Source organism: Kitasatospora sp. NPDC017646, assembly GCF_044329365.1.
Taxonomy (GTDB): domain Bacteria; phylum Actinomycetota; class Actinomycetes; order Streptomycetales; family Streptomycetaceae; genus Kitasatospora.
Map to the genome: position 1 here is coordinate 167,155 of NZ_JBIRJC010000008.1, position 24,865 is coordinate 192,019.

At 73.0% G+C, this 24,865-nt stretch carries 23 protein-coding genes, 1 tRNA gene and 1 pseudogene; 10 read left to right on the forward strand and 15 right to left on the reverse strand.

All coding sequences use genetic code 11. From position 1 onward, the window contains the following. Positions 1–54: 54 nt before the first annotated feature. The 3 genes and pseudogenes from ACH4J0_RS15610 to ACH4J0_RS15620 form a co-directional block, all read right to left on the reverse strand. Positions 55–431 (reverse strand): annotated as a pseudogene (locus tag ACH4J0_RS15610) (VOC family protein). Between the two features lie 143 nt (positions 432–574). Further along, entirely contained in the window at positions 575–2,245 is a 1,671-nt protein-coding gene (locus ACH4J0_RS15615; protein ID WP_396240254.1) for an LCP family protein, read from the reverse strand. Next, the gene (locus tag ACH4J0_RS15620; RefSeq protein ID WP_396240256.1) at positions 2,238–2,588 is read right to left on the reverse strand and encodes a DUF6542 domain-containing protein; all 351 of its coding nucleotides are present in this window, start codon (positions 2,586–2,588) and stop codon (positions 2,238–2,240) included. Before ACH4J0_RS15620 ends, ACH4J0_RS15615 begins: the two co-directional genes overlap by 8 nt. 423 nt (positions 2,589–3,011) lie before the next feature. Between ACH4J0_RS15620 and ACH4J0_RS15625 the strand changes: the two genes are divergently transcribed. After that, positions 3,012–3,659 carry a TetR/AcrR family transcriptional regulator gene (locus ACH4J0_RS15625; protein ID WP_396240258.1) on the forward strand — a complete coding sequence of 216 codons (648 nt, stop codon included), beginning with the start codon at positions 3,012–3,014 and terminating at the stop codon, positions 3,657–3,659. 49 nt (positions 3,660–3,708) lie between these two features. Here ACH4J0_RS15625 and ACH4J0_RS15630 read toward each other — a convergent pair whose 3' ends face one another. Then, on the reverse strand, positions 3,709–4,419 hold the full coding sequence (locus ACH4J0_RS15630; protein WP_396240260.1) for a hypothetical protein: 711 nt from the start codon (positions 4,417–4,419) through the stop codon (positions 3,709–3,711). A gap of 220 nt (positions 4,420–4,639) precedes the next feature. After that, positions 4,640–4,975, reverse strand: coding sequence for a GNAT family N-acetyltransferase (locus ACH4J0_RS15635; protein ID WP_396240262.1), 336 nt, complete (start codon positions 4,973–4,975; stop codon positions 4,640–4,642). Between the two features lie 32 nt (positions 4,976–5,007). Between ACH4J0_RS15635 and ACH4J0_RS15640 the strand changes: the two genes are divergently transcribed. After that, positions 5,008–6,126: an alpha/beta hydrolase gene (locus tag ACH4J0_RS15640; protein WP_396240264.1), complete on the forward strand. Its 1,119-nt coding sequence runs from the start codon at positions 5,008–5,010 to the stop codon at positions 6,124–6,126. Positions 6,127–6,150: 24 nt separating this feature from the next. Here the strand turns inward: ACH4J0_RS15640 and ACH4J0_RS15645 are convergent, their stop codons facing one another. The 3 genes from ACH4J0_RS15645 to ACH4J0_RS15655 all read right to left on the reverse strand — a co-directional run bounded on the left by ACH4J0_RS15645 (position 6,151) and on the right by ACH4J0_RS15655 (position 7,928). Beyond that, positions 6,151–6,864, reverse strand: coding sequence for a DsbA family oxidoreductase (locus ACH4J0_RS15645; protein WP_396240266.1), 714 nt, complete (start codon positions 6,862–6,864; stop codon positions 6,151–6,153). A 93-nt stretch (positions 6,865–6,957) separates the two neighbouring features. Further along, positions 6,958–7,506, reverse strand: coding sequence for a GNAT family N-acetyltransferase (locus ACH4J0_RS15650; RefSeq protein WP_396240268.1), 549 nt, complete (start codon positions 7,504–7,506; stop codon positions 6,958–6,960). 230 nt (positions 7,507–7,736) lie between these two features. Next, positions 7,737–7,928 (reverse strand): DUF6011 domain-containing protein, encoded by a 192-nt coding sequence (locus tag ACH4J0_RS15655; protein ID WP_396240270.1) that lies wholly within the window; start codon positions 7,926–7,928, stop codon positions 7,737–7,739. Positions 7,929–7,970: 42 nt separating this feature from the next. Here ACH4J0_RS15655 and ACH4J0_RS15660 point away from each other — a divergent pair, with 42 nt between their 5' ends. Continuing rightward, positions 7,971–8,738, forward strand: coding sequence for a TetR/AcrR family transcriptional regulator (locus ACH4J0_RS15660; protein ID WP_396240272.1), 768 nt, complete (start codon positions 7,971–7,973; stop codon positions 8,736–8,738). Here the strand turns inward: ACH4J0_RS15660 and ACH4J0_RS15665 are convergent. Beyond that, positions 8,725–9,123 (reverse strand): winged helix-turn-helix transcriptional regulator, encoded by a 399-nt coding sequence (locus ACH4J0_RS15665; RefSeq protein ID WP_396240274.1) that lies wholly within the window; start codon positions 9,121–9,123, stop codon positions 8,725–8,727. The two genes, ACH4J0_RS15660 and ACH4J0_RS15665, sit on opposite strands and share 14 nt — an antisense overlap. A gap of 97 nt (positions 9,124–9,220) precedes the next feature. On the opposite strand from ACH4J0_RS15665, the gene ACH4J0_RS15670 reads away from it, so the two are divergent. Together ACH4J0_RS15670 and rarD are read left to right on the forward strand one after the other, a co-directional pair. Next, positions 9,221–10,069, forward strand: coding sequence for an SDR family oxidoreductase (locus ACH4J0_RS15670; protein ID WP_396240276.1), 849 nt, complete (start codon positions 9,221–9,223; stop codon positions 10,067–10,069). Positions 10,070–10,212: 143 nt separating this feature from the next. Further along, positions 10,213–11,190: an EamA family transporter RarD gene (gene rarD, locus ACH4J0_RS15675; protein ID WP_396240278.1), complete on the forward strand. Its 978-nt coding sequence runs from the start codon at positions 10,213–10,215 to the stop codon at positions 11,188–11,190. A gap of 5 nt (positions 11,191–11,195) precedes the next feature. Here the strand turns inward: rarD and ACH4J0_RS15680 are convergent, their stop codons facing one another. The 3 genes from ACH4J0_RS15680 to ACH4J0_RS15690 are packed head-to-tail and all read right to left on the reverse strand — an operon-like array spanning position 11,196 to position 14,391. Next, positions 11,196–12,071, reverse strand: a complete 876-nt coding sequence (locus ACH4J0_RS15680; RefSeq protein WP_396240280.1) for an ABC transporter permease — start codon at positions 12,069–12,071, stop codon at positions 11,196–11,198. Next, on the reverse strand, positions 12,058–13,122 hold the full coding sequence (locus ACH4J0_RS15685) for an ABC transporter ATP-binding protein (RefSeq protein WP_396240282.1): 1,065 nt from the start codon (positions 13,120–13,122) through the stop codon (positions 12,058–12,060). Before ACH4J0_RS15685 ends, ACH4J0_RS15680 begins: the two co-directional genes overlap by 14 nt. A gap of 3 nt (positions 13,123–13,125) precedes the next feature. After that, positions 13,126–14,391, reverse strand: a complete 1,266-nt coding sequence (locus ACH4J0_RS15690) for an outer membrane lipoprotein carrier protein LolA (protein WP_396240284.1) — start codon at positions 14,389–14,391, stop codon at positions 13,126–13,128. A gap of 181 nt (positions 14,392–14,572) precedes the next feature. Between ACH4J0_RS15690 and ACH4J0_RS15695 the strand changes: the two genes are divergently transcribed. After that, complete coding sequence (locus tag ACH4J0_RS15695) at positions 14,573–17,161, forward strand: bifunctional FO biosynthesis protein CofGH (RefSeq protein ID WP_396240286.1); 2,589 nt, start codon at positions 14,573–14,575, stop codon at positions 17,159–17,161. A gap of 181 nt (positions 17,162–17,342) precedes the next feature. Next, complete coding sequence (locus ACH4J0_RS15700) at positions 17,343–18,458, forward strand: ADP-ribosylglycohydrolase family protein (protein WP_396240288.1); 1,116 nt, start codon at positions 17,343–17,345, stop codon at positions 18,456–18,458. Positions 18,459–18,633: 175 nt separating this feature from the next. On the opposite strand, the gene ACH4J0_RS15705 is transcribed toward ACH4J0_RS15700, so the two are convergent. From ACH4J0_RS15705 to ACH4J0_RS15715, 3 genes are all read right to left on the reverse strand, one after another. Next, positions 18,634–18,843: a DUF397 domain-containing protein gene (locus ACH4J0_RS15705; RefSeq protein ID WP_396240290.1), complete on the reverse strand. Its 210-nt coding sequence runs from the start codon at positions 18,841–18,843 to the stop codon at positions 18,634–18,636. Then, positions 18,840–19,703, reverse strand: coding sequence for a helix-turn-helix domain-containing protein (locus ACH4J0_RS15710; RefSeq protein ID WP_396240292.1), 864 nt, complete (start codon positions 19,701–19,703; stop codon positions 18,840–18,842). Before ACH4J0_RS15710 ends, ACH4J0_RS15705 begins: the two co-directional genes overlap by 4 nt. A gap of 461 nt (positions 19,704–20,164) precedes the next feature. Next, on the reverse strand, positions 20,165–20,905 hold the full coding sequence (locus tag ACH4J0_RS15715; protein ID WP_396240294.1) for a GPP34 family phosphoprotein: 741 nt from the start codon (positions 20,903–20,905) through the stop codon (positions 20,165–20,167). A gap of 298 nt (positions 20,906–21,203) precedes the next feature. Here ACH4J0_RS15715 and ACH4J0_RS15720 point away from each other — a divergent pair, with 298 nt between their 5' ends. From ACH4J0_RS15720 to ACH4J0_RS15730, 3 genes are all read left to right on the forward strand, one after another. Further along, positions 21,204–23,573, forward strand: a complete 2,370-nt coding sequence (locus ACH4J0_RS15720; protein ID WP_396240296.1) for a D-alanyl-D-alanine carboxypeptidase — start codon at positions 21,204–21,206, stop codon at positions 23,571–23,573. A 127-nt stretch (positions 23,574–23,700) separates the two neighbouring features. Further along, positions 23,701–23,773 (forward strand) — tRNA-Arg (locus tag ACH4J0_RS15725). A 611-nt stretch (positions 23,774–24,384) separates the two neighbouring features. Beyond that, a complete protein-coding gene (locus ACH4J0_RS15730; RefSeq protein WP_396240298.1) occupies positions 24,385–24,858 on the forward strand; it encodes a hypothetical protein in 474 nt (157 codons plus the stop codon). The last annotated feature ends 7 nt before the right edge of the window (positions 24,859–24,865 follow it).

Genomic DNA, 24,865 nt, shown 5'->3' on the forward strand with positions numbered 1-24,865 from the left:
GAGCTCGGCGCGCCCCCGCCCCGGGGAACCGGGGCGGGGGCGCCTCGCGTCGGGCTACTGCGCCCACTCGACCAGCTCGACCACGACCCCGTTCGGGTCGGTGACCTGGAACAGCTTTTCGCCCCACGGCTTCTCGCGCAGTGGCAGGGTGATCGCGACGCCCTCCTCGCGCAGCCGCTCCTCCTCGGCCGCGATGTCCTCGACCACGAACGCGAGGATCACCCCGGCCGCCGTCCGGTGCCGCTGGTCTCGGGCAGCACCTCCAGACCGCGCCGCAGGTAGACGACGTTCGTCCCGCCGCCCGGGTGGACGAGCGAGACGAAGCCGTCGGCGGACATCTGCTCGGTGTAGCCGAAGTGTCGCTGGAGGAAGGCGGCGGAGGCGGCGGTGTCCTCGACGGTCAGGGAGACGGTGGTGCGGGTGATCTGCATGGCGGAGCCCTCTCGTCAGTGCCCACACTTATCCCGTACGCAGTACACCATGCATGGTACGGAGAATTTCGCCAGGGAGGACCCGGGAAAGACGTGAGGGAGGCCCCGGCGGGGACCTCCCTCACAGTGCGGTGCGGGTCGCGTCAGAAGACGCAGGGGATGCCGCCGTCGGACTCGGCGTCGACGCCGGGGCCCTGCATCGGCAGGTTGGCGGCCGGGTCGCCGGTGGGGGCGGTGCCGCCGGGGGCGGCGGGCTTGTCGCCCGCGACGCCGGTGAAGCCGCTGCCGAGGGTGACCACGACGTGGTCGGCGGCGACGGAGGCGGACTCGGTGGCGGTGACGCCGTAGCGGGCGGCGATCTGGTCGGCGGCGTCCTTGGCGCCCTTGCCGTAGGTCACCGTGGTGGCCTTCTGCTTGGTGCGCGCCGGGCCGGTCGTGCCCTCCTTGAAGCCCATCGCGACCAGGGCCTTGGCCTCGCCCGAGGAGGAGACCCCGGCGGCCGAGGAGCCGTTGAGGACGTCGACGGTGGCCGGGGAGGCAGCCTTGGCCGGGGCGGTCGCGGTCGGCGAGGGGGCGGGGGCCCCGGTGGTCGGGGCATCGGTGGCGCCGTCGGCCGGGGCGGCCGGGGCGGCGGGGGCGGCCGCGTCGGCGTAGCCGAACACCTGCTTGACCACCTTCTGGATCTTCGACGGAGTCACCAGGTTGACGTCCTGGCCGTTCCTGGTGCCGAAGCCGTCGAAGGTCAGGGTGTTGAACTCGACGTTGCCGCCGGTCAGCGCCGGGGCCTGCTGGGCGAAGTCCAGGACGTTCCACTCGTTGTCGATCACCAGGTCCTTCTGGACGACGCCGAACAGGTCCTTGAGCTTGCCGATGTCGCTGATGATGCCGTCCTGCTTGAGCTTGTGCACGACGGAGGAGATAAAGGCCTGCTGACGGTGGGTACGGGCGAAGTCGCCGGTGTTGCCCTTGCCGTCGTCCAGGTTGTGGCGCTGGCGGACGAAGGCGAGCGCCTGGGAGGCGTTGAGGGTGTTGACACCCTTCTTGAAGTCGGCGCCGGAGCCCTGGCCCTCCATGGCCGGGTCCTTGGTGTCGTGCGTCAGGCAGACCTGGATCGGCTCGACGGCCTTGGCGATGTCGTAGAAGCCCATCAGGTTGACCTCGGCGACGTGGTCGACGGGCTGGTTGACGAAGGTCTGGACGGTGCGGATGGTGGCCGCGCGGCCCTCGTCGCGGCCGGCCTTCTCCAGGTCGGCGCCCTTGAGTCCCTTGGCCTTCGAGCTGCCGTCGAACTTGTCCTTGGCGATCCCGTACGCCTCCTTGATCTTGTGCATGCCCTGCTGGGAGCCGTCCCCGTTGTAGGTCATGACGTAGTCGTCGCGCGGGATGGAGATCGCCTGCACCTTGCCGCCGCTCGCCGGTATGTGCAGCAGGATCAGCGAGTTGGTGTTGTAGCCGCCGACGTCCGAGCTGTGGCCGGCGTGCAGTTCGTCCTGGACGAACTGCGGGGGCAGGTCGGAACCGTCCATGTTCTTGCGGCTGTCCAGGCCGATCAGCAGCAGGTTGACCGAGTTGTCCAGGTGCTTGGGGGCGTCCTTCTTGGTCTGCGCGATGGCGTTGGAGGTGGTCATCCCGTCCGTGAGGGACGTGTACTCGTACCAGACCACGCCGCTCGCCGCGAACACCGCGAGGCCCACCGTGGTGGCCACCACCCGGGTGGCGATCAGCAGCGGGGAGCCGCGGCGGCCCTGCGGGGCGTCCGTGCTCCTGCCGGCGGCGGTCCGGCCGTCCTCCTGCCGTTCGCGGTCGTCAGCCATGCCGCCTCCTCCGGTCCAGGACCACCCGGGCCACGATCACCAGCAGGGCCGCGACCACGGCCTGCGCCATCACCGGGAAGCCGTGCACCACCCACTTCGCGGAGCCGGTCGCCAGGGCGTTGCCCTGGTACTTCTCGGAGTTCGCCGAGAATTCGACCGCGGCCGTCACGCCGAGCACCACCAGCGGGGAGGCGGCGAGCACCCACCACCAGCCGCGGCGGGTGCTGAGCCCGGCCGCCAGGCCGGTGCCGAGCACCGCGCACACCGCGAAGGCGACGCCCATGCCCGGTCCGGAGAACTCGTCGACCACCGCGCCCACCAGCGGCAGCCCGACGGCCACCACCCCGGGCAGGGCCGGCCCGCCGGAGAAGGGACGACGCTCGGGGCCGGTGGGGCGGTCCCCTGTCGCCCGCCGCCGTGAACCCTGGTCGGGCGACCGTCCTCGCTGCCCCGCCACTCACTCACCCCCGGTGTTCCCGTGCTTCGCGCGCCGCCTCGGCGCTGCGCCGGGCCTGCTGTGGGAGAGCGGTAGCGGCGCTGCCAGTACGGGACGCTGGTGTTCGGCCGGCCGGTTCCCGTTCTCGGTTTCCCGCTGCTGCTCGGGGGCAGGCACGTTTTCGGATTTGCTCTACAGAGGTGTAGAGATCGTACGCAGCATAGAGCACGCCTGTTCGGTGGCAAGTCCGCTCGCGAGCGGGCTGCATACACTACACCGGGCAGTTTTCGAGAGGGTCGGCGGGGGCGCCGACGCAGAAGGAGGAGGGCCGTGGCGACCACAGGCGGAGCGGGACGACCGGAGAAGCGCAAGGCGATCACCCGGGCCGCGACGACGGTCTTCGGACGCGAGGGCTACGTCCGGGCCAGCATGGACGCGATCGCGGCCGAGGCTGGGGTGTCCAAGCGCACGGTCTACAACCACTTCGCCGACAAGGAGACCCTCTTCCTGTCGGTGGCGCTCCAGAACGCGGCGGAACTGACCGAGCGGATCCGGGAGTTGATGGCGAAGTACCTCGACCGGGTGGTGGACCTGCGCCGCGACCTGGTCGACTTCGCGGTGGAGCGGGCGAACGCCGTCCTCTCCGCGGGCGAGCACGGGGCGCTCGGCCGGGCCATCCGCGCCGAGGTGGCCAACATCCCGGCGGACGTGCTGGAGGCCTGGCTGGAGGCCGGTCCGGTGGCCTCCCAGCGGGACCTCGCGGAGCACTTCGCGGCGCTCACCGAGCGCGGGCTGCTCGCCGCCGAGGACGCGGAGCTGGCCGCCGAGCAGTTCACCCTGCTGACCTTCCACGGCGTGGCCGAGCGCTCCTTCTGGGGCGCCCTGCCGGTGGCGGGGGAGGTGGTCGAGCGGATCGCGAGGGCGGGCGTGGACGCCTTCCTGCGGATCCACGGCGGGACCGCCGCCGCGGCGGAGTGACCGGTGGGCGGGGCGGCCCGACGCCGCCCCGCCCACCGGCCGTCCTGCGTCACTTCCAGTTGACGCCCTTGCCCAGGGTGTACGGCTCGCCCCAGTACTCGGCGCCGGCCACCTTGGTCGCCGTCGGCGCCAGCGCCAGCACGCAGGAGGTGATGGACTGGCCGTTGGTGAAGCCCTTCGGGAACGACGGGTGCGGGCACTTGTCGAAGGTGCCGATCAGCATCACCTCGGAGGCCTCCGAGCCGTCCGGCAGCGTGCCCTTCATCTGGGTCAGGCTGGCGAAGGACAGGTCGGTGCTGCCGGTGTTGGTGACCTTGAACCGGACGTAGTACGGCACCATGCCGGTGGCCTTGTCGCCGAGCTTGAGCGGGGCGAGGTCGGCCGGGTCGCCCTTGTCGATCGAGGTCACCGCGAGCGAGACGGTGCCCTTGGTGCTGCCCGAGACGAACGGGATGGTGGCGGCGTCGCCGAGCTTCAGCGTGGTCCCGGGCGCCGCGGTCGGGCCGGCCTGGGCCGGGGCCCCGCCGGTCGAGCCGGCGGTGGAACCGCCCGGCGCCGCACCGGTGGCGTCGCCGGTCGGCGCGGCGGAGGCCGCCGGGGTGGTGGGCGCGGCGGACGGCGTGGCCGGCGCCTGGGTGGCCGGCGCGGTGGCGGCGCTGTCGGACGACGCCGCGTCGTCGTTGCAGGCGGTCATGGTGAGCGCGCCCACCACGGCCAGGCCGGCCAGGGCCATGGTGCGACTGTTGCGGATGGTCTTCACGTGACGTCCCCCGTTGGTGCGGATCACTGCGGATCGCTCCGGATCATTGCGGACTGCCGTGGCGGCCGTCCTCCTGAGGGACGTTCATAGCGCAGTGATCAACGCGCACGCCACGACTTCGCCGGGTCTTGACCGGGCCGTGACGAGTCCCACCCGAGTCCGTGACAAGGGATGCCGAGTCGTGATCACACGTGCCCGAACCGCCCGCCATCTCGGCGGATCACCCTTCGTGCACACCGGGACGGGCCTCGCACCGGGGCGTTGTCCGTGCGGACGTGGGGCCCAGGTGGTCGGCGGCCGGGGCGAGGCGGCGGTACGGCGCGGTGACGCAGGCGCGGGCGAGGCCCCGGCCGCGGGCGTCGGGGTGGGTGACGACGTTGCCGAGCACTGCGACCCGGTGGGCGGCGGAGTGCACGTGCACCCCGGCGGCGGCCACCGGCCGGCCGTCCTCGTTCCGACCTCCGCCAGTTCTTCTACGACTGACCGCGCCGACAGTGCGGGGCGCGGGAGGTCGGCCCGTCCGACGTCCTGCGAGGATTGCCGGGCCGGGCCGCAACCGAACCGCCGGTTCCGGCCGTATCAGCTGATGTGAAGCTGACCGGCACGGCGTTCTTCGTCCTCTCCATCCTCCTCCTCCCGCTCTCCGTGGGGCTGCTGATGTACCTGTGGAACCGGGTGCGCGGCCCGCGGTCCGTGCGCTTCGGCAGCCGGCTGCTCATGGTGGCCTTCGCCCAACTCACCGCGGTGACGCTGGTGTTCGTGGTGGTCAACAACGACAACCAGCTGTACGGCAGCTGGGACGACCTGCTCGGCACCGGGAGCCACGTCCGGGCGGTGCCCGTGCCGCCCCCGGCGGATGCGACGGCCGCCGCGAACGGGCCCGAACAGCCCAAGGTGACCCAGCAGTTCACCTCGGTGGACGACAAGGCCGTGCCGAAGGACGTGAAGACCACCCAGTTGAAGGGCCGGGTCTCCGGGGTGGACGGCGAGGTGCTGGTCTGGACGCCGCCGCAGTACGACGACCCGGCCTACAAGGACAGGAAGTTCCCGGTGGTCGAGCTGCTCGTGGGCTTCCCCGGTTCGTCCAGCGCCTGGTTCGGCAGCATGAACGTCTCCAAGCAGCTGGCGCCGCTGATGAAGTCCGGGCAGATCGCGCCGTTCATCCTGGTCTCGCCGCGCGTGGTGCTGCTTTCCGACCACGTCGACACGGGCTGCGCGGACGTGCCGGGCAAGGTCAACGCCGAGACCTGGCTGGCGCGGGACGTGCCGCAGATGGTGCTGGACAACTTCCGCGCCGAGCCGGGCCCCGAGCGCTGGGCCGTGGCAGGCTACTCGGCGGGCGGGCACTGCGCCGCCCGGCTCGCACTGGGGCACCCGAACCGGTACCACGCCGGGGTCAGCCTCTCCGGCTACAACGACCCGAACGGCGAGTCGGACTCGCTCACCGCCAAGGACCCACACCTGCGCGAGGTCTCCAACCCGGTCTACCTGCTCCAGCACGCGCAGACGCCGCCCGACGTCGCCCTGTACGCGACGGGCAGGAAGGGCGACGGCTACGAGGACGCCCTGGCGCTGCAGCGCAACGCCAAGGCGCCGACGACCGTCACCCCGGTGGAGGTCAACGGCCCGCACCTGACCTCCACCTGGGAGCCGCTCGTCCCGTCGGTGTTCACCTGGCTCACCCAGACCGTGGGGAAGGCCGGCTGAACCTGCCGCCGCCGGCGGCCGGACCTACCGCTGGGGCAGCTCGCAGCCGTCCGGCCCGCAGGCCTGCGCGTCGTCGGCGCCGACCGTGATCAGCGGCGACGGCACCCGGCTCTCCCAGGCCTGCTCCAGCGCCCGGGTGAAGGTCTCGGCGGGCTGGGCGCCGGACACCCCGAGCCTCCGGTCGAGGACGAAGAACGGCACGCCCGTCGCCCCCATGGCGCTCGCCGTTGCCTCGTCCTCGCGCACCGCCTCCGCGTACGCCTCCGGATCGGCCAGCACCGCGGCCGCCGCCTCGCCGTCCAGTCCGGCTCCCACAGCGAGCTCCAGCAGCCGCCCGGCGTCGAAGGCCGAGCGCTCCTCGGCGAAGTTGGCCCGGTACAGCGCGTCCAGCAGCTCGGCCTGCCGGCCGTGCGCCTCGGCGAAGTGCAGCAGCCGGTGCATGTCGAAGGAGTTCGCGGCGTCCCGCCCGCCGTCCAGGTACGGCAGCCCCTCGCCGCGGGCGCTCTCGGCGATCCGGGCCTCGGCCGCCTCGGCCTCCTCCAGGCTCATGCCGTACTTTGCGGCGAGCAGCGGGATCACCGGCCGGGCCGCACGCGGCGCGTGCGGGTCCAGCTCGAAGGAGCGGTGGACGACCTCCACCTCGGCGCGGTGCGGGAACGCCGCCAGGGCCTGTTCGAACCGGGCCTTGCCGATGTAGCACCACGGGCAGTTGATGTCGCTCCAGATCTCGACGCGCACGGCGCTGCACTCCTTCCGGCCTCGCGCGGTCCCTCCGCGCCGACCCCTTCCGGAACGCCGACGTCCACCTGAATATTTCTCGCGCTGAAATGTTCAGGTGCGGCCGGGGGTGACCGGCCGTTCGTAGCGGCTCATCCAGAGGACCGGGCCCTCGCGCTTCGGCTGCCCGGGGACGCCGGGCCAGGGCGCGTCGCCGCGGTGGACGAAGCCGCGCCCCTCGTAGTAGTCGCGCAGCGAGCGGTTGTGGGCGACGCAGTCCAGTCGCAGCGCGTCAACCCCGCGCTGCCGGGCCCGGTCCTCGGCCCAGTCGAGGACCACCCCGCCCAGGCCGCGCGCCCACCGGCGGACGGCCAGCCGGTGGACGTAGCCGGCCGTACCGCCCGCGTCCGCCCACAGGGCGTCGGCCCAGTCGAGGGTGACCGTCCCCGAGGCCTTGTCGCCGACGTCCACCAGCCAGGTCTCGCCGCGCTCGATCGCCCCGGTCACCCAGGCCGGCGGGAAGCGGTCCGGCCACTGGCGGATGCCCCGGTCGCCCAGCCAGCCGGCCGCCTCGTCCAGCACGCTCAGCACCTCGGCGGTGTCCTCCCCGGTCGCGGGCCGGAACGACACCGGGTCGCCGGCCCACTCGATCGAACTGCTCATCGTCCCTACCGTTCCGGTGCGAAGGCTGACACGGGATCCCCGCCGCCCAGCGTTCCAGCTCCTCGGGCGCCGCGTCCACCGGGCCGGGGTGCGGGGCACGGGGCGCCCGCGAGCTTCTCCGGCGCTCGCGCCGAGGCCGCTCCCTCAGCGCCCCGAACCCCAGCAGGAACACCCCCGCCCCGGCCTGATCCGCCGCCTCTTCGGCCGCTCCTGGAACCGCCGGCCCCGGGCTACACCCCCGGCAGCGTCTCCTGTTCCACGTCGTACCGCGCGACCCGCTCCGCCGGATCGCGGCACTCCGGCCCCAGCCGCAGCATCCGCGACTCCGGGTCGTGCAGCGGCCGGTGGCAGCGTCGGCAGGTCACCCGGGGGCGGAGGGCCTGGGTGGTGTCCGTGCCGGGCAGTGGCTCAGGGCTGGTCATGGGGAGACGGTAACCGCCGCCGTCCGTGAAAGGATCCTGCGCATGGCCACGGACCGCAGCAGCGCAGGAGACCCCGCGCGCACCCTCGCCCTGCTCTGGGGGCTGACCGCCGAGGAGAAGCCCGGCCGGCGCGGCCCGAAGCAGGCCCGATCGACCGGCGAGATCGCCGCCGCCGCCATCGCCCTGGCCGACGCCGAGGGCGTGGACGCCGTCACCATGCGCCGGGTCGCCCAGGAGCTAGGGCTGTCCCCGATGGCGCTCTACACCTACGTCCCCGGCAAGGCCGAACTGCTCGACCTGATGCTGGACACCGTCTACGCCACCATGCCCCGCAGCGCCCCGGCCGACGACGGCTGGCGGGCCCGGGTGACCGCCGTCGCCGACGACAACCGGGCGCTGTTCCGCGCCCACCCGTGGGTCGCCGCCGTGTCCACCAGCCGCCCGCCGCTCGGTCCCGGCCTGATGGCCAAGTACGAGTACGAGCTGCGCGCCCTGGAGGGCACCGGCCTGCCCGACGTCGAGCTGGACGCCGCGCTGACCCACCTGCTGGGCTTCGTCCAGACCTGCGCCCGGATGGCCGCCGACGAGCGGGCCGCCCAGCAGGACAGCGCGCTGACCGACGCCCAGTGGTGGCAGGCCAACGCGGACCTGCTGGCCCGGGTCTTCGACCCCGGGCGCTACCCGGTGGCCGCCCGCGTCGGCGCCGCCGCCGGCCAGGCGCACGGCGCCGCGTACGGCCCGGACCACGCGTACGCCTTCGGCCTGGCCTGCGTCCTGGACGGGCTGGCGGCGCTGATCAGGGAGCGGTAGGCCGCCCGTCGTACTCCTCGCGGGCCGCGACCACCGAGTCCACCCGTCGCTCGGACCAGTGTGCGAGCGACGCGACCAGCTCCGCCGCTTCCCGCCCGAGCGGGGTGAGGCTGTAGTCGACCCTGGGGGGAATCACCGGGTGCGCCTCGCGCAGCACGAAGCCGTCCCGCTCCAGTGTCTGCAGGGTCTGGGCGAGCATCTTCTCGCTGACCCCCGTCACCCGCCGCCGCAGCTCGCTGAACCGGTAGCCGCGCTCGTGCAGCGCACCGAGGACGAGCACGCCCCAGCGGCTGGTGACGTGCTCCAGCACGCCCCGGGACGGACACATCCGGTCGAAGACGTTCGCCGGGGGCGGCTCACTCGCCCGCACAGTACTTACCTCCATGTCAGTACCCTACTTCGAAGTGCGTACTTTCGAAAGGTTAGTGCCAGCTCTAGGGTGAGTTCCGAGGTCAGAGAGCCGCCCAGGAGAAGGAGCACCCATGTACGTCGTCACCGGAGCCACCGGCCAGCTCGGCCGCCTCGTCGTCGAGGGCCTGCTGGCCAAGGTCCCCGCGAGCGAGGTGGCGGTGGCCGTCCGTTCCGCCGGGAAGGCGGCCGACCTTGCCGCGCGCGGGGTCGACGTCCGCGTGGTCGACTACGACGAGCCGCAGACCCTGGCCGGCGCCTTCGCCGCCGACGACCGGGTGCTGCTGATCTCGGGCAGCGAGGTCGGCCGCCGCGTCCCGCAGCACCGGGCCGTGGTCGAGGCCGCCCGGACGGCCGGGGTCGCCCTGCTCGCCTACACCGGCATCCTCGGCGCGGCGACCTTCCGGCTGGCCGACGAGCACAGGGCGACCGAGGAGCTGATCCTCGCCTCCGGCCTGCCGTACGCCTTCCTGCGCAACGGCTGGTACACCGAGAACTACCTGGGCGACGCGGCCGGCACGGTGGCGCGCGGCGTGGTGCTCGGCAGCGCCGGCCAAGGCCGGGTGGCCACCGCCCCGCGCCGGGACTACGCCGACGCGGCGGTCGCCGTCCTGCTCGACGGGAGCGAGCAGAACCGGGCCTACGAGCTGAGCGGCGACGTCGCCTGGAGCCTGGCCGAGCTGGCCGCCGAGCTGGCGAAGGCCTCCGGCGAGCCGGTCGGGCACCGAGACGTCACCCCGGCCGAGCACCTGGACGTCCTGATCGGCGCCGGCCTGCCGCAGGGCTTCGCCGAGGCGCTGGTCGACGTGGACGCGGGCATCGCGCGCGGCGAGCTGGCCGGAACCCCGGGCGACCTGGCCCGGCTGATCGGCCGTCCGACCGTTCCGCTGGCCGAGTCCGTCCGCGCGGCGCTGGGTGCCTGAGGAGGCCGTCTGACCTGCGAGGACGCCGGGTCCGTCCAGCATTCAGGCAATGTCATGACCAAAATCCGGAAACGGAGATGACAGTCGGCCCTCCCGCCAGCTACCGTCGCCAGGACGACACGCGCGCGGGAGGGCACTCGGCCATGCCACAGACGACCCAGCAGGACAGCGGCCGAGGCCTCTGGTACGGCATGGCGGCCTACGGGATCTGGGGGCTCTTCCCCCTCTTCTGGCCGCTGCTGGAGCCCGGCGCCGCCGACGACATCCTGGCCAACCGGATGGTCTGGTCCCTGGTCGCGGTGGTGCTGCTGCTGGTCGCCCAGCGGCACTGGAGCTGGATACGCCCGCTGCTGCGCCAGCCCCGCCGGCTCGCCATGCTGGCCGGCGCGGCCACGGTGATCTCCGTCAACTGGGGCGTCTACATCTGGGCCGTCAACAACGGCCACGTGGTGGAGACCAGCCTCGGCTACTTCATCAACCCGCTGGTCACCATCGGCTTCGGCGTCCTGGTGCTCAAGGAGAAGCTGCGCGGCGCGCAGTGGACGGCCGTCGGCGTGGGCGCCGCCGCCGTCGCGGTGCTCGCCATCGCCTACGGGCAGCTGCCGTGGATCGCGCTCACCCTGGCGCTCTCCTTCGCCACCTACGGCCTGCTGAAGAAGCAGGTCGGGCTGAGCGGGCTGGAGAGCCTGGCAGCCGAGAGCGCCTTCATGTTCCCCTTCGCCCTCGGCTACCTGGTCTACCTGGAGGCCAGCGGGCGCGGCACCTTCGGGCACACGGTGGCCGGCTCGTACGGCTGGGGGCACTCCGGGCTGCTGATGCTCAGCGGGGTGATCACCGCGATCCCGCTGCTGTTCTTCGGCGCGGCCGCCGTCCGGGTGCCGCTGACCGTGCTGGGCCTGCTGCAGTACCTGGCGCCGGTGTTCCAGTTCCTGATCGGCGTCGCGGTGTTCCACGAGTCGATGCCGCCGGCGCGCTGGGCCGGCTTCGCCCTGGTGTGGGCCGCGCTCGCGGTGCTCACCTGGGACGCGCTGCGCCAGGTGCGGGCCGACCGCGCCGGGCGGGCCACGGCCGTGCCGCAGCCCGCCCCGACGGAACCGGCCAGGGAGGCCGTCACCGGCTGACGCCGCTACGCGCTGATGTCCCGGCTGGTGAACCGGGCCCAGGCCGCCGAGCCGAACACCGCGACGTAGGCGGCCTGCAACCCGAGGTCCTTCCACACGCCGTCCCAGTACATGGGCTCGCGCAGCAGGTCCGAGAAGCTCATCCAGTAGTGGGTGAACAGGAACGGCCGCACCGCGTCCAGCTGCGGGAAGGCGTCCAGGATCTGCACCGTGATCACCAGCCCGACGGTCGCGGCCATCGCCGCGATGCCGCTGCCGGTGAGGGTGGAGACGAACAGCCCGATCGCCACCAGCCCGGCCAGCGACACCGCGACCACCCCGGCCACCAGCACCGCCCGCAGCAGGGCGTCGGCGAAGCCGATGGTGTCCCCGGAGATCAGCGTGACCTCGCCGAGCGGGAACAGGGTGGCACCGGTGGCCAGCGCCGTCACCGCGACCGCCGCGGTGGCGGCCAGGCAGAACACCAGCCCGGCGGTGAACTTGGCGGCCAGCAGCCTGGTCCGCCCGGCCGGGGCGACCAGCAGGTAGCGCAGGGTCCCGGTGGCCGCCTCGCCCGCCACCGAGTCCCCGGCGACCACGCCGACCGTCATCGGCAGGAAGACCGGCAGGGCCACCGCCAGCGCGGTGAACACCAGGAACAGGCCGTTCTGCGTGGTCTGCGCGATGAAGCTCGGCGCCCCGCCGCCACCGCCGCGCGGACTGTCCGTGTTGAGCTTGACGATCACCCCGATCAGGATCGGCAGCGCCGCCAGGATGCCCAGCAGCACCTTGGTGCGCATCCGGCGGAAGGTCAGGTGCAGCTCGTTGCGGAACAGCGCCAGGAACCCGGACGCGGTCTGCGGCCGACGGCCGATCGCCGGCACCGTCTCAGCCTGCGACATCGAAGCCCTCCCCGGTCAGCGCCACGAAGGCGTCCTCCAACGTGCCCCGCTCCAGCCCGAACCCGTGCACCCGGACCCCGGCCTCGACCAGCGCCGCGCACAGCTTGGGCAGCGCCTCGTCGCCGCTCGCGCCCACCTCGCCGTCCACCCGGCCCTCGCCGGGCACCAGGGCGTCCACCTGGTGGGCCGCCAGCACCTCCGTGGCCCGCGCCACGTCGGGCGTGCGGACCACCAGCCGGCCCTGCGCCCGGGCGGCCAGCTCGGCGACGGTGCCCTGCACCACCAGCCGGCCCCGGGACATCACCGCCGCGTGGGTGCAGACCTGCTCGATCTCGTCCAGCAGGTGCGAGGAGAGGAACACCGTGGTGCCCTCCGCCGCGACCTCCCGGACCAGCGCCCGGATCTCCCGCATGCCCTGCGGGTCCAGCCCGTTGGTCGGCTCGTCCAGCACCAGCAGCTCGCGCGGCTGGAGCAGCGCGGCGGCCAGGCCCAGGCGCTGCTTCATGCCCAGCGAGTAGGCGCGGGCCTTCTTGCCCGCGGCGGCGCTCAGGCCGACCCGCTCCAACGCGCTCTCGACCCGCTGCCGGCGGGTGCGCGGGTCGGCGGTCGGGTCGGCCGCGTCGAAGCGCACCAGGTTGTCCCGGCCGGACAGGAAGCCGTACAGCGCCGGGCCCTCGATCAGCGCGCCCACCCGGGGCAGCACGGTGGCGACGGACTGCGGCATCGACTCGCCGAGCACGGTGGCCACGCCGGAGGTGGGGGCGATCAGGCCCATCAGCATCCGGATGGTGGTGGTCTTGCCGGAGCCGTTGGGGCCGAGGAAGCCGAAGACGGAGCCGCGCGGCACGGTCAGGTCCAAGCCGTCGACGGCGAGCTGGCCGCCGCGGAAGCGCTTGGTCAGGCCGCGGGTCCTGATGACGTCGTCGGCGGGGGAACCGGTACGGGGGGTACGGGGAGCCGGGGCGGCGGACGGAACGGGGGCCGGGCGCGACGCGGCGCCCCGGCCCCCGGCCGACTCCGTAACGTCCCCCGTTACGGGAGTCTCGGTCATCCGTCAGTTCACCCCGGCGGCGTGCTGGAGGACCGACAGGGTCACCGCGCCGGCGAAGACCCGGCCGTCGTCGGTGAGCAGGACGTTGACGACCTTGGTGCTGATCAGGGTGCCGCCGCCGACCGGCTTGCCGAGCGACTTCACCAGGGCCTGCGGGTCCATCGGTCGGCCGTGGCGCTTGCCCTGCTTGCCGTTGTCCTGCTTGCTGTCCGGCGAGCCCTCGGCGGGCGCCCCGACGCTGCCGGGCAGCCGGGTGGAGACCACGGCCGTCCAGCCGTCGCCGACCACGTTCACCCCGTCGTGGCCCTTGGCCCGGTCGCCGTGGTCGCCGTGGTCGCCCTGCTGACCCTGGGTGCCCTTGGCCGCCTCGTCCGCCTTCTTCTCCGTCACCTTGGCCCCCTTGGGTGCCGTGAAGTCGAAGGTCTTGGCGGCCGGCTTGGCGAAGGACACGTCGGTGAAGTGGACGTCCAGCACGGTGGAGCCGTCGGTGGACTTCACCACCACCGCGAGCGGCACCCCGTTGTCGGCGGCCACCGCGATCCGCACCTCGGAGAGGGTCGAGCCGGACTGGGTCGGCTTGACGCTCAGCTGGTAGGCCTTCTGTCCGGCCACGGTGGCCGTCCCGGCCACGGTGACGGAGGTGGTGCCGGCGCTGCCGGTGAGGAACTGCCTGGCGGCCTCCTGCGGGGTGCTCGGCACCCCGGTCAGCGGCGCCTTCGGGGCCCCGGCGTGCCCGGCCGGACGACCGGTCACGTGCAGGGCGGTGTTGGTCGAGCTGTCCCACGCCCAGCTCTGGTCGCCGTTGTGGACGAGGGTGTAGCCGGCCATGTTCTCCATCAGGTCCACCCGCTGGTGGTCCGGGCCGTCCACCGCGACCCGCAGGGTCTGGTCGCCGCCGAGCAGACCGAGCAGCTTGGACTGCGGGTCCGCCGAGGCCTGGCCCTGGTCGCCGCCGTGTCCGGCCGCCGCACCGAGCCCGCCGGCCGCGGCGCCCAGCAGCTGGCTGGGCACTCCGAGGTCGGTGGAGACGGAGACCGTCCCGGACAGGGCCTGGGCGTCGGAACCGAGCACCTTGGTCACCACCTGCTCGGCCGACAGCTGCGGCAGGTCCGGCGGTGAGTCGGCGGCCAGCGCCGGCACCAGCCCGACCCCGGCGGCGATCACCGCGCCCACCGCCACCGGCACCCCGGCCCGGACCAGGATGCGCCGCCGTGAGCGGTACGGCACCCCGCCGTCCAACTGGTCGTCCAACGCCGTCTCGTTGGTCATGGCGTACTCAACTCCTCTGTGATCGCGTGCGACTGGCACTGCTCCTCCATTAGAGGCCGGTGCCACCGCCACGTCATCGCCCTGCAGGGTCACTTCGAGGTGAACCTGGTGGGTACGTCGACCCTGAGACGGCCTCAGGGTTGGGTCATCCCGGCGTACCACACTGGCGTAGGGTCGCGCCATGGACGGAACCGCCACGGACGCAAGCAACTCCCCGACGGCCAACGCCATGCGGCGCGCCCTGCGCCGCGCCCGGGACGGCGTGGCCCTCGACCTGGCCGAGGCCGCCGTGCTGCTCCAGGCCAGAGGCGAGGACCTGCGCGACCTGTGCGCGAGTGCCGCCCGGGTGCGCGAAGCCGGCCTGGAGGCGGCCGGCCGCCCCGGCGTCATCACCTACTCCAAGAGCGTCTTCATCCCGCTCACCCGGCTCTGCCGCGACAAGTGCCACTACTGCACCTTCGCCACCGTCCCCGGCAGGCTGCGCCGGGAGGGGCACGGGATGTACATGTCCCCGGACGAGGTGCTGGAGGTGGCCCGGCGCGGGGCCGAACTCGGCTGCAAGGAAGCCTTGATCACGCTCGGCGACAAGCCCGAAGACCGCTGGCCCGAGGCCCGCGAGTGGCTGGACGCGCACGGCTACGACGACACCATCGCCTACGTCCGGGCGATGTCCATCCGCATCCTGGAGGAGACCGGCCTGCTGCCGCACCTCAACCCCGGGGTGCTGAGCTGGACGGACTTCCAGCGACTCAAGCCGGTTTCCGCCTCGATGGGGATGATGCTGGAAACCACCGCGACCCGGCTGTGGAGCGAGCCCGGCGGCCCCCACCACGGCTCCCCGGACAAGGAACCGGCCGTCCGGCTGCGGGTGCTGGAGGACGCGGGCCGCAGCTCCGTCCCGTTCACCAGCGGCCTGCTGATCGGCATCGGCGAGACGTACCGGGAGCGCGCCGAGTCGTTGTTCGCGCTGCGCAAGGTCTCCCGGGCCTACCACGGCGTCCAGGAGCTGATCCTGCAGAACTTCCGCGCCAAGCCGGACACGGCGATGCGCGGCATGCCCGACGCCGAACTCGACGAGCTGGTGGCCACGGTGGCGGTCGCCCGGCACCTGATGGGCCCCACGGCCTGCCTCCAGGCGCCGCCGAACCTGGTGGACGGCGAGTACGAGCGGCTGATCGCGGCCGGCATCGACGACTGGGGAGGCGTCTCCCCGCTCACCCCTGACCACGTCAACCCCGAGCGCCCCTGGCCGCAGATCGACCGCCTGGCCGAACGTTCCGCCGCGGCCGGCTTCGAGCTGCGCGAGCGCCTGGCCGTCTACCCCGAGTACGTGCTGCGCGGTGAACCCTGGCTGGATCCGCGGGTGCTGCCGCACGTCCGCGCCCTGGCCGACCCGGCCACCGGCCTGGCGGACCCGGACGCCGTGGTCCAGGGCCGTCCGTGGCAGGAACCCGAGGACCTCCCGGAGTCGTACGGCCGGACCGACCTGCACACCGCCGTCGACACCGAGGGCCGCACCGGCGACCGCCGGGCCGACTTCGAGGACGTGTACGGCGACTGGGAGGTGCTGCGCGAACAGGTACTGGCCAAGGGCGCGCCCGAACGCCTCGCCGGGGACCTGCGCGAGGCGCTGGCGGTGGCCGCCGACGACCCGACCCGGCTCACCGACGACCACGCGCTCGCGCTGTTCCACGCGGACGGCCCGGCGCTGGACGCCCTGTGCGGGATCGCCGACGCCGTCCGCCGCGACGCGGTCGGCGAGGACGTCACCTACTGCGTCACCCGGAACATCAACTTCACCAACGTCTGCTACACCGGCTGCCGCTTCTGCGCCTTCGCCCAGCGCCGCACCGACGCCGACGCCTACACCCTCTCCCTGGAGCAGGTCGCCGAACGGGCCGCCCAGGCCTGGGAGGTGGGCGCCACCGAGGTGTGCATGCAGGGCGGCATCCACCCGGACCTGCCCGGCACCGCCTACTTCGACATCGCCCGCGCGGTGAAGGAGCGCGTCCCCGGCATCCACGTGCACGCCTTCTCCCCGATGGAGGTGGTCAACGGCGCGACCAGGACCGGCCTCTCGATCCGCGACTGGCTGCAACGGGCCAAGGAGTCCGGCCTGGACACCATCCCGGGCACCGCCGCCGAGATCCTCGACGACGAGGTCCGCTGGGTGCTCACCAAGGGCAAGCTGCCGGCCGCGACCTGGGTCGAGGTGGTCACCACCGCGCACGAGCTGGGCATCCGCTCCTCGTCCACGATGATGTACGGGCACGTGGACACCCCCGCGCACTGGCTCGGCCACCTGCGGCTGCTCGCCGGGATCCAGCAGCGGACGGGCGGTTTCACCGAGTTCGTCACCCTCCCGTTCATCCACACCAACGCCCCGGTCTACCTGGCCGGCATCGCCCGCCCCGGCCCGACCGCCCGGGACAACCGCGCGGTGGTCGCGATGGCTCGGCTGCTGCTGCACCCGCACATCCCCAACATCCAGACCAGCTGGGTCAAACTCGGCGCGGAGGGCGCGGCCGAGATGCTCCGCTCGGGCGCCAACGACCTGGGCGGCACGCTGATGGAGGAGACCATCTCGCGGATGGCCGGTTCGGCGTACGGCAGCTACAAGTCGGTGCGCGGCCTCCAGGCGATCGCCGAGGCCGCGGGCCGACCGCACCGCCAGCGCACCACCCTGTACGACGAGGTCCCGGCCGAGCGCCGGGCGGTGGCACTGGCCTCGGACGGGCACCTGCCGGAGCTGCTGCCCGTCCTGGACTGAGGCCGGTCGCGGGGCCCCGGCCGCTCCCGGGGCCCGTCCCGGGGGAGCGGCCGGGGTGGGGAACCGAAGTGCGAGGGAGGCCGTCGTCCCGCTCGCGCCTTCGAATACAGTGCCAGGGCGCGCGCCACGGCCGTGCGTCGCGCGGACCGGCCCCCACCCCGACGAAAGGCGCCCCGTCGTGATGCCACTGTGGTCACGAGCCCAGCAGCAGGACTTCCGCAGCCGGGTGCGCGGCTGCCTGCTCGGCGGTGCCATCGGTGACGCGCTCGGCGCCGGCGTCGAGTTCGAGCCGCTGGAGAGGATCCGGGCCCAGCACGGCCCGCAGGGCGTCACCGGCTACGTCCCCGCGTACGGGCGCACCGGAGCCGTCACCGACGACACCCAACTCAGCCTGTTCACGGTGGACGGCCTGATCCGCGCCCACATCCGGCGCGACACCGGCAGCTGGCACCCGCCCACCGACCTCCACCTGGCCTACCTGCGCTGGGCCGCCACCCAGCGCGACTGGGGCCCGGACGAGCGCCGCCCCGACCTCGGCTGGCTCGGCCGCGAGGAGTGGCTGTACGCCCGGCGCGCCCCCGGCCAGGGCTGCCTGACCGGCCTCACCGGGCCGGACGGCGAGCGGCTCGGGACCCTGGAACGGCCGAAGAACCCGCACTCCAAGGGCTGCGGCACGGTGGTGCGCGCGGCGCCGTTCGGGCTGCTCACCACCTGGGAGCCGGGGCTGGTGTTCCAGCTCGCGGTGGAGTGCTCGGTGCTCACCCACGGCCACCCCACGGGCTACCTCGCGGCGGGCGCGCTCGCGGTGATCGTCCAGTCGGTGGCCCGCGGCGGCACCCTGGAGGAGGGCGTCCACCTGGCGCTGGCCCTGCTCTCCGAGCGGCAGGCGCACGAGGAGACGACCGCCGCCCTGCGGGCCGCGCTGGACGCGGTGCGGGCCGGTGAACCGTCCGCCGAGCGGGTCGAGGCGCTGGGGGAGGGGTGGGTCGCCGAGGAGGCGCTCGCCATCGCGGTCTACTGCGCGCTGGTCGCCCACGACGTGCGCTCGGGGCTGCTGCTGGCCGTCAACCACTCGGGGGACAGCGACTCCACCGGCGCGATCTGCGGCAACCTGCTCGGGGTGCTGCACGGCGACACCGCGCTGCCTCCGGGCCTGGTGGCGGGGCTGGAGGGGCGCGGCGCGATCCTCGAACTCGCCGACGACTTCGCACTGGAGCTGATGCACGGCACCGAACTGCACGACCGGCAGACCGCGGAGGGGGCCGACTGGGTTGCCCGCTACCCGGTGGCGCACTGACCGCTCGTCACTGTGAGGCGGTCGTGCTGTGAAGCGGTCGTGCTGTGAAGGGGCCGTGCTTCGAAGGAGTCGTGCTCCGAAGGGGAGTCCTCGACACGGCAGTTGCCCGTGGCACCGGCCGCCGTTCGGGGCGACGGACACCGCTACGGGCAACTGGGCCGAGCACCGATCCGGTTCAGACCTCGCCGAAGGCCCCCGCCGCCACGGCGGACGCGAAGGCGTTCCAGGCCTCGGTGGAGAAACGCAGCTGCGGGCCCGCCGGGTCCTTGGAGTCCCGGACCGCGACCGCCCCCGCGGCCGGGCCGGCGATCTCCACACAGGCGCCCTGGCCTCCACTGTGACTGCTCTTGCGCCAACGGGGTCCGTGCTCGGCGGGGTTGATCATTCGTGGTATCCCTTTTCGATGTCGGCTATCAGCGACCGGCTCTCCGTGACACCGAGTGCGGCCGCTCTCAGGTAGTCGTAAAGACCGGTATAGCGGCGCACATCGGCCTCCTTCTCCAGGTAGAGATCGCTCGTCACACCTTCGAAGTAGACAACCGTGGAATCGGCTGACTCAGGGAACTCCAGCAGGGAGAATGTCCCGGTCATGCCGGGATGGGCGCCGTGCGAGAACGGGATCACCTGGATGGTGATGTTCGGACGCAGGCTCAGCTCCAGCATCTGCCGCAGCTGCCGGGCCATGATCTCGCGGCTGCCCACCTCGCGGCGCAGCGCCGCCTCGTCTATCACGGTCCACAGGCTGCCGAGCTGGTTGTCGCCCTGGATCCGCTCCTGGCGCTTCATCCGCACCTGCACCCGGCGCTGCACCGCTATCGCGTCGGTGTCCGGCTGGGTGCCCTCGACCACCGCCTGGGCGTACTGCTCGGTCTGCAGCAGCCCGGGGACGAAGGAGGACTCGTACGCGCGGATCGAGGAGGCCTCGGCCTCCAGGCCGATGTAGACGCTGTACGGCGTCGGCATGTCGTTGAAGTCGTGCCACCAGCCGCGCTGGCGGGACTCCTTGGCCATCTCCATCAGACTGTTGCGCATCTGTTCGTCGGCCACGTTGTACACGTCGCAGAGGTCGCGCACGTCGCGTTGGCTGATGCTGCGGCGGCCGTTCTCCAGTCGGCTGATCTTCGACTGGGAGACCATCAGACGGCCTGCCACCTCCTCCGCCGTCATCCCCAGGCCCTCGCGGAGCTTGCGCAGCTCCGAGCCGAGCCGCCGGCGGCGCACGGTGGGATTGATGTTCGCGGACACGTCGACCTCCGGCCGAACCTCTGGTGATCGTTGGAACGGCAGCCCTCGGAACACGTCGGACATTGGGACCAACCCCCCTGACTCGGAGCAGCATGTCACCTTGGGCCAGGTCGGCGCCGGGGAATCACAGCAGCGCAGTAGAACAGACCATCGGAAAAGCGCGTCCGTGAGACAGCGGAAGCTCCTAGGTGGTAATGCGGCTCGGCGACTCGGACCGGTGATGAGCGGAGGACCTCGACGGGCCTCCGGGAACGGCAGAGGGGCGGTCGCCGGGCGACTTGCGTCGCGGGGCGACCGCCCCTCGGTGCCACTGCTGGTGCAGGGATGGTGCCGGTGGTGCAGGGATGGTGCCGGTGGCGCTGCTCGGTACCGGTGCTGTGGGTGGTGCCGGGTCGCGCGGCTGGTGGTTCAGCGCCTTCGAGGAGCGTGAACGGCGGGGTGCGCGCCGTCGGCGGTGCGGATCAGCGGACCGCGACCCGCGGAGCGGTGACCCGCCCGCCCGAGGGCCGAACCGCGGCGCGGGCGCCGGAACGACCGGTACTGGGCCCGGAACCCTGGGATGAACGGTTCTGCTGCGTAGGCAGGCCGTTCTGCACGTCCATCACGGCGTGCGCGACCATCCCGCCCAGCGGGTCGTACCGGATCAGGTCGCGCAGTCGCGACCGTGAGGACCGGCCCTCGTTGCCCGGGTACAGGTGCTTGCCCAGCCCCACCGAGTGGGCGAGGGCCGCGAGCGCGGCCGTCCGCGGGTCCGGCGGCACGCCGGTGCGGATCGCGGTGTCCAGCCGCTGCTTGATCGCGGCGTTGGTGCAGTCGTCGGACGCCTGGTACCGGGTCGTCGGCAGCACCCCGCACACCTGCCCCGGCACGGCCGTGACCATGCCGCAGCGTTCGAGGTGCGCCAGGTACGTCTGTCGTAGCCCCAGCCGGGGCCCGCCGATCCAGTGCGCCGCGCGGACCGGACTGCCGCGTCGTCGCAGCAGTTCCAGCGCGTGGTCGAGGGTCGGGTCACCGGTCGGCCGTGCGAGCACGACGGCGATCCGGTCGCCCTCCGGTACGATCCGTCCGGCCAGGGACAGCTCGACGAGCTGCGCCCCGGCGAGTCCGAGGTCGAGGGTCTGCGGCTGCGCCGTGGTACCCGTGGTCGGGTCCAAAGCGAGCAGCAAGAGTTCCTCGGGAACAGTTCTGCGGCTCTTGCCCATCCAAGCCTCCCCGCGTGGATGAGAGACAGGGTGACGCCTCTCACACGGGCTTGTCGAGTACGCCTCCGAATCGTGACCTTGCGGTGAAGGCGCGGAACCGGCGGCCTCCGGCCCGGCGTCTGACTCTTGAACAGACCACGGTGCGGCCGTGCGGCGGCAATAAGCGCCGGTCGGGCGGGGTGTGCGCGGCTGGATCCGCCGTCGGTGGCGGAGACTGTACAGGTACACGGGGCGGGGCATCGGCTTCCCGAAATCGGGTCTACCGGTGCCCCGCCGGGCGTTGAGGAGGCTGGGATACGTGGGCGAGTCCCCCGACAGGGTGCTGAGGGACGGCGAGCGGGAGCAGGACCGCGAACGCGAACGGACCGGTGCGCCGACTGCCGAGGCGTCAGCCGAGGCCGCCGCGGACGCGTCCGCGGAGAGCTCGGGCGACGGCTCGGGCGACGGCTCGGCCGAGACCGCGGCGGGGAACGCGGAGGAGACCGCGGCCGAGACTGCGGCCGAGGCATCCGCCGACACGCCGAAGGCGGGCGCCAAGGGTGGTTCGACCGTACAGCTCCGTGTCCGGGATGTGGACAGCCGGACGACGATGCTACGGCTGCCGGTGGACAACAAGACCACCGCGCTGCGGCTGCCCGAGGAGCTGGTGAAGCCTGCTGGCGACGACGGTTCCGGTGGTTCGGCGGGGAAGAAGAAGGACTCGCCGAAGACTGACGGGGTGAAGGAGGCCGCCGAGCAGCAGCCCGTCGCCGACCCGCGTCTCGCCATGCGGACGCCTTCAGCGGCTGCGGAGAAGGCCGACGAGAAGGCGGACGAGAAGGCTGCGGAGAAGACCGACGAGAAGGCTGCGGAGAAGACCGGCGGCGCCGCCGACGCGCCCGCCGCCGCCGAGAAGGCCGCCGCCGAGAAGCCCGACCCGCGGAAGCAGGACGCTCCTGCAGAAGCCGAGCCCGCCCCTGACACGGAGACTGACGCCGACTCTCCCGCAGGTGCCACCGCAACCCTGACCTTGGCCAAGGGCGGGCAGCCCGGTCGGAATGCCGAGGAGTCGGGCCAGTCGGACCTGACCCAGAAGCTGGAGAAGCCCAAGCCGCTGAGCGCCCCCGCGGCCCCCGCCGGCGGGACAGTGCCCGAACCTCCGGAGCCCACTCCGGCGCCCGAGCCGACCCCCGTTCCGGATCCGACGCCCAAGCCCCTCCCCGAACCCGAGCCGACCCCGGGCCCCGCACCGCTGCCCGGCCCGGCCCCGAAGCCCGTGCCGGGCCCCGCCCCCACGCCGCCGCCGCTGCCGCAGCCGGACCCGAGGCCGATGCCGCCCGTCCCGCCGCGGCCCTCCCCGCAGCCCGCTCCCCAACCCGCTCCGCAGCCCCAGCCGGAGCCCTCGCCCGAGAACACGGCCGAGGCGATGGAGGTGCTGGCCACCCTCAACGCCCGGCCGGTCTCCCCGCTGCGGCGCGCGCTCAAGCGGATCACCATCTGGACGGTGTTCCTGGCCGTGGTGCTCGGCGCCGTGGTGGTGGCCCAGCTGCTGCGCCCGTTGCCGGACCCGAAGACGCGGATGACGACCGCGGGCAGCTTCAGCTTCTCCGGCGACCAGCTCGACCTGGCCTGGCCGACCAAGGGTCAGTCCGCCGCCGAGGTGGTCGGCGTCGGCAACCTGGGCAGCTCGGGGCAGGAGACGCCGGCGTCGATCGCCAGCGTCACCAAGGTGATGAACGCCTATCTGATCCTGCAGAAGTACCCGCTGAAGAAGGGGCAGAGCGGACCGACGATCAAGGTCGACAAGCAGGCCGCGCAGGAGTCCGGCAACGCCGACGAGTCCCGGGTGACCCTCGTCGAGAACCAGGAGCTCACCGAGTACCAGGCGCTGGAGCTGTTGATGCTGCCGTCGGCCAACAACGTGGCCCGGCTGCTCGCCCGCTTCCACTCCGGCTCCGAGGAGGCGTTCGTCAAGCTGATGAACGACACCGCGGCCAAGCTCGGCATGACCAACACCACCTACGCCGACCCGGCGGGCTTCAACGCGGACACCAAGTCCACCGCGAAGGACCAGCTGAAGCTGGCCGAGCAGGTCATGCAGGACGAGATCTTCCGGCAGATCGTCTCCACCCCGGACACCACGTTCAACAACGTGAAGATCTCCAACACCAACAACCTGATCAACCCGAAGACCGGCGTCATCGGCGTCAAGACCGGCTCCAGCACCCCGGCCGGCGGCTGCCTGATGTGGGCCGCCTACAAGGAGATCGGCGGTGTGAAGCGGCTGATCCTCGGCGTCACCCTGGGCCAGCAGGCCACCTCGCCCAACCCGGGCGACGGCATCCTGCCCACCGTGCTCAAGGTCAGCGGCAAGCAGATCCAGGCCGCGCAGAACGGGCTGACCGGCCAGACCGTGGTGAAGAAGGGTGACGTCGTCGGCTCCGTGGACGACGGGCTCGGCGGCAAGGTCCCGGTCGTCGCGACCAAGGACCTCGTGGTGGCCGGCTTCCCGGGCGTCACCGGCACCATCACCCTGGACCCGACCGCCGTCCACCACAGCGAGAAGGCGGGCAAGGAGATCGGCACCCTGCGCGTGGGCGCGGGCGACGGCAAGGTGGAGGTCCCGGTGGCCCTCCAGTCCGACCTCAACCCGCCGTCCATCGAGTCCCGCCTGCTGCGCCTCCTCTGACCCCTCCCCTCCCCGAACCCCGGAGGGGGAGCCGGCCCCGGCTCCCCCTCCGCCGTTCCCCGGTCCGCCACCCCTGTCGCACCCCCGATCCGGTACGCTGTGAACGGCCTGGTCACCGACCGGCCACGCCTCAGTAGCTCAGGGGATAGAGCACGGCTCTCCTAAAGCCGGTGTCGCAGGTTCGATTCCTGTCTGGGGCACAACAGAACCGCAGCTCGCAGGCCCTCCGTCCGCATCCGGGCGGAGGGCCTGCGGCATTCCCGCCCTTTCGGGCCGGCCACCGTGGTCTCACGGCGGCGCCCCGCACGTGGCCGTTCTCCGATCCCGTTCCGGAACCCCTGCCCCGGATGTGGTCGACGGGTCGGGGAAACCTCCGGTTGCCGTCGTGGAACCCAGGTCGCGCTCGCGGCGGCACTGGCCGAGCGGTCGCCGCCGGTGGTGCCCGACGAGCCGATGGCCGACTTGGGCCCGCTCACCCGGGAGGACGTCCCGGCCCGGCTGCGGAAGGTCGCGGCCACCACCGGCAGACGGCCGACCTGGGGGAGCGGCCGCGGGCGCCCGGCGCCACGGTGCCGGACTCGGCCACGCTCACCGAGATCGTGCTCGCCACCCTCCGCGGAGCCCGGACCGGGACGCCCGCGTCGCGGCACGCCGACTGGCCCCCGCGAGGCCGTACGACTCCCGAAGGCGGCGCACCCGTGTTCCGGCACACCGTTCCGCTCGACCGGCTGCCCCCGGCCGTCACCGTGGTCGCGCCGGCGCTCTACCCCCGTCCAGCCCCTACGAGGTGTCGAGCAGGCCGGACAGCGGCATGACTGAGGGTCTGGCGCCCTACCTCGCGATCCTGCTCGCGGTGGTGCGGGCCGCGCCCACGCCGGCCTGCGGGTTCGAGACCGGCACGGGGGGCCGGGCCCGGCCCCGGGCAGCGGCCGTTCGCGGCGGTTCGTCAGCCGGGCGGCCCTGCCGGGACGGCCCGCCGGGTGGCGGCCCCGGCGGCCGGGCCGGTGGCGATCGCGCACAGCGCGCTCAGCACCAGGTGGGGGCCATGGGCGCGACCACCGCCACCGCCACCGCCACCGCCACCGCCACCGCCACCGCGACCACCGCCGCCACCACCGCCGCCGCCACCTCCGGACGCAGCATGACGGGCCGCCAGATCGCCGTGCCGGACGGGCACCAGACCGCGCTGACCCGGCTCGCGGACGGCGGCGTGGCGGTCGAGACCAGCCGAACGGCCACGTCTGGGAGGGCCAACCGGTCTGCGGCGCCGTCTTCCTGGTGCTGACCGCCGC